The organism is Pseudoalteromonas sp. SG43-1, from assembly GCF_014164415.1.
In the GTDB taxonomy this organism is placed as follows: Bacteria; Pseudomonadota; Gammaproteobacteria; order Enterobacterales; family Alteromonadaceae; genus Pseudoalteromonas; species Pseudoalteromonas distincta.
This window is the reverse complement of record NZ_JACJFD010000053.1, coordinates 1-6333: the sequence shown is the minus strand read 5'-3', so window position 1 is coordinate 6333 and position 6333 is coordinate 1. Positions and strand designations below refer to the sequence as shown.

Genomic DNA, 6333 nt, shown 5'->3' with positions numbered 1-6333 from the left:
AATCTCTTGAAAACAATTTTACCGTCCATATATAGTTAAGTAGGACGCCTGATGGGTCCTTAATTAAACTTAAACAATTGAAATTTATACTATTAATTAAACTTTGCTTGAGCTTGTTCAATAGAAGAGCACATGCAAAATATCGCTTAAATATGAGGATATTATTATGCGTACAGTAGACTTATCACCACTTTATCGTTCATTTATTGGCTTCGAACATTTAGCATCACTTATGGATGCGGCAGCTAATACAGATAAGCAGCCAAGTTTTCCTCCTTACAACATAGAAGCACTCGATAAAGACAAATACAGAATCACTATGGCCGTTGCCGGTTTTAGCGATAACGAATTAACCATTGAGTCAGAAAATAACACATTAAAAGTTACAGGTACTAAAGCAAATAAAGATGAAAACGCAGAGCGTAAATTTATTCATCAAGGTATTGCTGAGCGTAACTTTGAACGTAAATTCCAGTTAGGAGATCATGTAAAAGTACTTGGCGCAGATTTAGCCAATGGCTTACTAAGTATTGACTTAGAACGTGAAATCCCTGAAGCGCTAAAACCACGTAAAATTGAAATTGGTAATAGCAATCTAATAGAAGGTAAATAATCTTCTAAAGTACATATTCCCCTGATTACTTAGCCGCCTCATTCGAGGCGGCTTTTTTGTTTACAGCGCTTCTAAATTATTAAGGTAGTAGGTTGCTTGTTGCAGCGTTTGTTCTTGGAGTGTTTTTTCTTGTTTATCCCAGTTTTTATATACCATACCAATACGTGGGTTCTTTTCTAGCTTGTTTCTGTGTTTATTCATGAAATGCCAGTACAGGCTATTTAGCGGGCAAGCTTTATCACCTACTTTTTGTTTAACATCGTACTGACAGCTTTTGCAGTAATCGCTCATCTTATTAATGTAGTTACCGCTTGCAGCATAAGGTTTAGTCGCAATTATTCCATCATCGGCAAACTGGCTCATTCCTCGGGTGTTGGGCATCTCTACCCACTCTATGGCATCAATATAAACACCTAGGTACCAGTTATCTACGTTATCAGGGTTTATTCCTGTAAGCATGCAAAAGTTTCCAATAACCATTAGGCGTTGAATATGGTGGGCATAAGCGGTTTCAAGGCTTTGTTTTAATGAGTGGCTTAGGCAATTCATTTTTGTTGAGCTGTTCCAAAAATAAGATGGTAGTGTGTTTTTGGCTTGTAATTGATTTTTAACAGCGTAGTCGGGCATGTTAATCCAATAAATGGCACGTACATATTCTCTCCAACCTAATATTTGCCTAGTAAAGCCCTCTACTTGCGAGAGGGATATTTCACTTGGTCTTTGTTCGTATTCTCTTATTACACGTTTGATTACATATAACGGGTGGAGTATTTTTGCGTTTAGGGCAAACGATAATCGGCTATGGTACAAGCTGGTATTATTTTTACTTTGATCTGTCATCGCATCTTGAAAGTGACCAAAGCAACTAAGTAAATGCTCGCAAAAGTATTCGAGAGATTCAATGGCTTGTTTACGCGTTGTTGGCCACTCTAGTTTCTGATCGGCTATTTCGCCAAAGTAAACGATCTTGTGCTTATTTAAGCGAGAAATGATGTTCTTAACATCATTATTGAATAGCTTAGGTTTTGGTATACACGCTAAGTCAGCTTTGGAAAATTTATTACGATTATTACTGTCAAAATTCCATTTGCCACCGGTTGGCTTAGTATCATCAATTAATATATTAAACTGCTTACGCATAGCACGATAGAAGTGCTCCATTGTCACATGCTTGTTTTTTGTAAAGCGTGTTTTTATATCGGTGAACGGTAATAAAAAATGTTCAGTATCTGTGGCAATTACATCAAATGAGCCATCACTTTTAAACTTAGCTAATTGAGACTTAAGCCTAAACTCATCAGGATATTGATATTCAATAGTTTCGCATTGGTATTTATCGGCAATTCGCTTGAGTAAGTCAATTAAATCTTTGTCGTCAGCGGTATCGTCAAGTGTTAAATGCAAAACATTAAAACCTGCCGTTTTTAATGCAGTCGCAAAGTTTTCCATAGCATTAAAAAAAGCACACAGTTTTTGAATGTGATGCTTAACGTAGTCGGTTTCTTGTTTTAATTCTGCGATGAGATAAAGCGTGTCGTCGTCTTTTTGTTTATACCATGAATGAGATGGGTTTAGCTGATCGCCTAGTATTAATCTAAGTGTTTTATGATGGGTCATAGTAAAGCCAAATTTTTTTATACGGGCATAGTTAATTAAACGATCGTTTTAATATTTTACAACAAGCAAATAGGAGTAAATAAGTGCGTAACGACAATAGTTTGCTGTTTTTAATGCTGGGGATTATTTGTTTCTTGAATTTAATAATAGATTAGTAAAACGAATATAGGCGGTAAATAACACAATACAGTGTGCTGTTAGCAATAGGGCAAAAAAGTTTAACCGCATATCAAGGCGTTTTTGACCATGGTGTTAAAATGAGTCTAATTAAGGGGAGATTAAGTAAATTAAGTCTCCCCCCCAATTGAATATCTAAATTTTATTACTTTGCTTTTGCTGCATTCTTTGTTGTAACGAAACCACATTGGTAACGTTGAAAAGAACATTGCTTGCAAAGCTTTCAAAGTACCTAAGCGCTTTTTTCCAAGCGAGCTGACTCTCAGTAGTAAAATGTTTACCAAGGTGCTCTTCAAGGGTTTCGTAAAAAGCGTTAGATAAAAGGGCAATGTCACTGTGTGAAGCGCCGCTTTTTTTTAGATACATTAAATGGTGAGCTAAAAAAGGAGCTACCGATGCTGGTTTATCTAAATGTTTAACAATTCGTTCTAACACGCAAAAGAGGGTAAAGCTCTTTTCGTTAAACTGTAAGGCCGTCGGGTAATTCATCTCAATACTAGATTGGGCTAATTTACTATGAAACTTAGCCGTAAACGCATGAAAGTTAGGCTTAATAATTGTTAAGTTATTTAATAATGCTGATTGTTGTTGATTCATTTTTATCTCGTTGCAGTGAGTAATAACTATTATTATCAAGTAGGAATAAAGTTGATTATAGCGGGCAGTTCAAATTCTGCACGTTTTTTTAGTGTGAAAGTATGGCTTTTTGTTATATCTATTTACTTTCTGGTAATTAGTGAGCCTTTAAAACGTATTTTAAGAGTTATTAAACTTCAGTTTATCTGATTTTTATCCTGAAATAATAAGCTACTACATTTTATGACTCAAGTATGGGAATTTTATAAAGTTGGCTGATTACTTATGTTACTTACATATACATTAAATTAGCATCCTGACGAATTGCAAATTTTATAAACTAATTGCGTATTATAGTTGCTAATTATCCTGTACATCCTTATAATAGCGGCCATTGTTTAGCGTGTTGTATAACAGCTAACAGCGATATTAAATTTAAGGTTTGATATCTATTGGCGCGGGATGGAGCAGTCTGGTAGCTCGTCGGGCTCATAACCCGAAGGTCGTCGGTTCAAATCCGGCTCCCGCAACCAATTCTACTAGTAGGTATTACCTTACTAATTTATATCGCGCATTCTAAGTAATGCGCGTTTTGCGTTTTAGGCTATGTAGTTTAATTAGGTCAGTTTACTGACTCGCAACCAAGCTTGGCCCTCGGCCACACAGTTTTATGCTTTATTGGTGTGACGCCCCGCTTGGTTCGGGGCGTTGTTGTATCTGCACCTTACGATTTGTGGCAATTGCTATCAAATTAAAATTTAAACTCAGTATTTTAGGGCTATAAGCCCTTTTTTTGTTTGTATGGAGGATTTTCGTGACAAAACTTGAACAAGATTTAGTAACCATGTTAACGCCTGCGGTAGAAATGTTAGGCTTTGAGTTGCATGGTCTTGAATTTGTACAAGCGGGTCGCCATTCTACCTTAAGAGTATATATTGCTCAAGAGGATGGGATCTCAGTTGATAACTGTGCGGATGCCAGTCGCCAAATTAGTGCGATTTTAGACGTCGAAGACCCAATTACAAATGAATATGATTTGGAAGTATCGTCTCCTGGTGTTGATCGTCTATTATTCAAACAAGATCACTACGAGCAGGCGCAAGGAGAGGAAGTACGCGTGCGTACTAAACTTCCACAGGATGGTCGTCGTAATTTTAAAGGCGACTTAGTAGCAGTTAGCAGCGATATGATCACACTATCTAGCGATGGTGCAGAGCATCTGATCATGCTTAGTAACATCGAACGTGCGAATTTAATCGCGAAGTTTTAAATTCGAGTGCGAAGGAATAGGGCAAGCGAGGCATTACCCATGGCAAAAGAGATATTATTGGTTGCTGAAGCCGTTTCCAATGAGAAAGCGGTTCCAAAAGAAAAGATTTTTGAAGCTCTAGAGTTCGCTCTAGCGACAGCGACAAAGAAAAAACACGATGGCGAAATTGAAGTACGTGTAGCAATTGACCGTAAAACCGGTGATTACGATACGTTTCGTCGCTGGCAAATTGCCGCTGTATTAGAAGATGGTTCTTTAGAGAACCCATACAGCGAAATCACTCTAGAAGCAGCACAGGTTGAAGAACCTGATTTGCAAATGGGTGATTATGTTGAAGAGCAAATCGACTCAATCAAATTTGACCGTATTACAACACAAATGGCTAAGCAAGTTATCGTACAAAAAGTACGTGAAGCTGAGCGCGCTTTAGTTGTTGAAGCATACAAAGATCAAGAAGGCGAGCTGGTAACGGGTGTTGTTAAAAAAGCAACTCGCGATGCAATCGTACTTGATTTAGGTAACAACGCAGAAGCGGTAATTTACCGTGATGACATGTTGCCACGTGAAAACTTCCGCCCGGGTGATCGAATCCGTGGTCTTTTATATGAAGTTAAACCTGAAGCACGCGGTGCACAATTATTTGTAACGCGCTCTAAACCTGAAATGCTAATGGAATTATTCCGCATTGAGGTGCCAGAAATTGGCGAAGAGATGATTGAGTTACGTGCAGCTGCACGTGATCCAGGTTCACGCGCTAAAATTGCTGTTAAATCTAACGACAAACGCATTGATCCAATTGGTGCATGTGTTGGTATGCGTGGCGCACGAGTTCAAGCTGTATCGTCTGAGCTTGGTGGTGAACGTGTTGATATCGTACTTTACGATGACAACCCAGCACAATTTGTTATCAATGCAATGGCGCCAGCAGAAGTTGCTTCAATCGTAATGGATGAAGACACTCACTCAATGGATATCGCTGTAGAAGCCGATAACCTAGCACAAGCAATTGGTCGTAATGGTCAGAATGTTCGTTTAGCAAGCCAATTAACTGGCTGGGAACTAAACGTAATGACTGTTGAAGACATGCGTACCAAAAATGAAGCTGAATCTGATAAGTTACTTAACTTATTCACTGAAAATTTAGATATAGATGATGAGTTTGCATCATTACTTATTAACGAAGGTTTCTCGACACTTGAAGAAGTGGCGTATGTACCTGCGTCTGAATTTTTAGAAATTGATGGTCTTGATGAAGAGACTGTAGATTTATTGCGTTCACGCGCAAAAGATGCATTGACAACTAAAGCACTTAAAACGGAAGAAAGCTTAGATGGCGCAGAGCCAGCTGAAGACTTACTTGCGCTTGAAGGCTTAGAGCGTCACTTAGCATTTGTTATGGCAAGCAAAGGTGTTGTTACACTTGAAGACTTGGCAGAGCAAGGTATTGACGAATTAGTTGATATCACAGAACTTTCATCTGAAAAAGCGGGTGAACTGATTATGGCTGCACGAAACATTTGTTGGTTTGCAGACGAGTAATTTATTAACGGAGGTATTACACACTATGGCAGAAGTAAATGTTGAAAAACTAGCCGGCGATATAGGTACAACTGTTGATAAATTGCTACAGCAGTTTTCACAAGCAGGTATCACTAAGCAAGCAACTGATAACGTAACAGAAGCTGAAAAAGCAACGTTACTTGATCATTTAAGCAAGCATCATGGTGGTACAGGTTCAGATGGCCCAGCGCGTATGACTTTACAACGTAAGAGCAAAAGCACATTAAGTGTGACTGGTTCTACGGGTAAAGCTAAAGATGTTCAAGTTGAAGTTCGTAAAACACGTACCTACGTGAAGAAAAGCGCAATGGAGCAAGAACAAGAGCAAGCACGCTTAGCCGCTGAAGAAAAAGCCCGTCTTGAACAGCAACAAAAAGCTGAACAAGAAGCCGCAGAATTAAAAGCGAAACAAGAGGCAGAACGTAAAGCGAAAGAAGAAGCTGACCGTAAAGCTAAAGAAGAAGCTAAACGCAAAGCTGATGCAGAGCGTAAAGCGAAACAAAAGCAGATGACCCCAGAG

At 38.5% G+C, this 6333-nt stretch carries 6 protein-coding genes and 1 tRNA gene; 5 read left to right on the top strand and 2 right to left on the bottom strand.

The features are described 5' to 3' along the window. Positions 1 to 166: 166 nt before the first annotated feature. Entirely contained in the window at positions 167 to 613 is a 447-nt protein-coding gene (locus tag H5159_RS20575) for an Hsp20 family protein (RefSeq protein ID WP_024595972.1), read from the top strand. Positions 614 to 673: 60 nt separating this feature from the next. On the opposite strand, the gene H5159_RS20570 is transcribed toward H5159_RS20575, so the two are convergent. Together H5159_RS20570 and H5159_RS20565 are read right to left on the bottom strand one after the other, a co-directional pair. Further along, on the bottom strand, positions 674 to 2230 hold the full coding sequence (locus H5159_RS20570) for a cryptochrome/photolyase family protein (RefSeq protein ID WP_182780952.1): 1557 nt from the start codon (positions 2228 to 2230) through the stop codon (positions 674 to 676). A 312-nt stretch (positions 2231 to 2542) separates the two neighbouring features. Next, positions 2543 to 3004 carry a globin domain-containing protein gene (locus H5159_RS20565; protein ID WP_002958480.1) on the bottom strand — a complete coding sequence of 154 codons (462 nt, stop codon included), beginning with the start codon at positions 3002 to 3004 and terminating at the stop codon, positions 2543 to 2545. Positions 3005 to 3439: 435 nt separating this feature from the next. Between H5159_RS20565 and H5159_RS20560 the strand changes: the two genes are divergently transcribed. The 4 genes from H5159_RS20560 to H5159_RS20545 all read left to right on the top strand — a co-directional run. Beyond that, a tRNA-Met gene (locus tag H5159_RS20560) sits at positions 3440 to 3516 on the top strand. Between the two features lie 281 nt (positions 3517 to 3797). Next, entirely contained in the window at positions 3798 to 4253 is a 456-nt protein-coding gene (rimP, locus tag H5159_RS20555) for a ribosome maturation factor RimP (RefSeq protein WP_182780951.1), read from the top strand. A 39-nt stretch (positions 4254 to 4292) separates the two neighbouring features. Next, on the top strand, positions 4293 to 5792 hold the full coding sequence (gene nusA / locus H5159_RS20550; RefSeq protein ID WP_002958483.1) for a transcription termination factor NusA: 1500 nt from the start codon (positions 4293 to 4295) through the stop codon (positions 5790 to 5792). A gap of 25 nt (positions 5793 to 5817) precedes the next feature. Further along, a partial coding sequence (locus H5159_RS20545) for a translation initiation factor IF-2 associated domain-containing protein (protein ID WP_182780950.1) occupies positions 5818 to 6333 on the top strand: 516 nt, incomplete at its 3' end.

Coding starts and splice junctions, on each gene's coding strand:
- H5159_RS20565 (WP_002958480.1), bottom strand. CDS start 3,004: ATGAATCAACAACAATCAGCATTATTAAATAACTTAACAATTATTAAG.
- H5159_RS20570 (WP_182780952.1), bottom strand. CDS start 2,230: ATGACCCATCATAAAACACTTAGATTAATACTAGGCGATCAGCTAAAC.
- nusA (WP_002958483.1), top strand. CDS start 4,293: ATGGCAAAAGAGATATTATTGGTTGCTGAAGCCGTTTCCAATGAGAAA.
- H5159_RS20575 (WP_024595972.1), top strand. CDS start 167: ATGCGTACAGTAGACTTATCACCACTTTATCGTTCATTTATTGGCTTC.